Annotated in this window: 2 protein-coding genes; both read right to left on the reverse strand. The window is 54.7% G+C overall.

All coding sequences use genetic code 11. From position 1 onward, the window contains the following. A partial coding sequence (locus ACXJ5O_RS27445; protein WP_457302668.1) for a PAS domain-containing protein occupies positions 1-873 on the reverse strand: 873 nt, incomplete at its 3' end. Between the two features lie 66 nt (positions 874-939). Then, positions 940-1,236 (reverse strand): response regulator transcription factor (locus ACXJ5O_RS27450; RefSeq protein ID WP_457302669.1); only part of this gene is annotated, 297 nt, incomplete at its 5' end.

The raw sequence follows: 1,236 nt of genomic DNA on the forward strand, positions 1-1,236 counted from the left end.
CAACAACAGTACATCGAGCAGCCGGCCATCGAAGGTCCTTACCTTCAATTCTTCCACATGATTCCTGACACCTGAAAAATGCGCCAGCATCACGCGTTTGGTCGCGCCGGGTGTGGTTGAAAACAGGTATTTTACCGACCCGATGAATTCTGAGCGGTGCTTCCCGCCGAAAAGGACCATGGCCTCTTTGTTGACGTCGAAGACTTGTACAATCTCGCTTGCAAGTTCGACGATTTCCGGATGTTCATCCGAATATGCGGCGATGTCATTGATGCCGTTAGCTCGGAGGCGGTCAAATATGCGCCCTGCCGGCCGGGCGTCGATCTGCCAAACAGGAATCGGCAGCGATGATATCATGTTGCGGTAACGTTTCTGGCTCGCTTCGAGTTCTACGACGGCATTCGGTGTATTCAACGTTGCCCTGACAGAGACGAATACGGTGTCCGCACATCTTGGATCAAAAGCCTTCCAACCCGTCAGGACGACGTGCTGCAACCGTCCGACTATGGGAATTTCCCGTGTTACCGCTCCTTTGTGGGCCGACGCGGCGATGGTCGTGAGCAGATCGCCGAGGGCAGCGCGACTTTGTTCCGGCCAGAGGCTTGCAGTTGATCGATCCAGAATTTTATCTCGATCTGGGGGCAGGCCGAATAGACGGATTGCTTCATCGTTGACATCCACAATTCGGACGGCAGAAAGCAACATATCCAATCGATCCGGCTTCCATTCCTGATCCCCGCCAGGGCAGGTTCCATCCATGCTTTCAAGCAGCGCTCGAGCGCGCGTCAGATTAAATTGCCAATAAGCAACCTGTCCGATGGCCGTCCGCGCGAGCGGTTTGCCTTTTTCGATGGGGTGATCAACAGAATCCATTGGCGACCTCTCCGGGCGATGGTCAATGCTTAATTCGATGAAACGGTATTGCTACCGCTCTCTGGGCTAGTCGTCTGCGCGATGCTGTACTCCTCGATTGAGAGCGGACATGATGTGCCTGTGCAGAACATCGTCATTGATCGGCTTGTTCAAAAAGGCGACGGCGCCGAGACGCAGTGCCCGGGCCTTTGCTTCGGGGGCTAAATGGGCCGACATGAAGATGATGGGCAAGTCGGGATCGGCCGCAGACAGCTTCTCCTGAAGCTCCAGTCCGCTCATGCCTTTCATATTGAGATCGGTGATGAGGCAGTCGAAGCGCCCCCTTGTATGTGCAGCCAGAAATTTTTCCGGACGGTCGAATAT

The sequence above is a fragment of the Phyllobacterium sp. P5_D12 genome, from assembly GCF_054049495.1.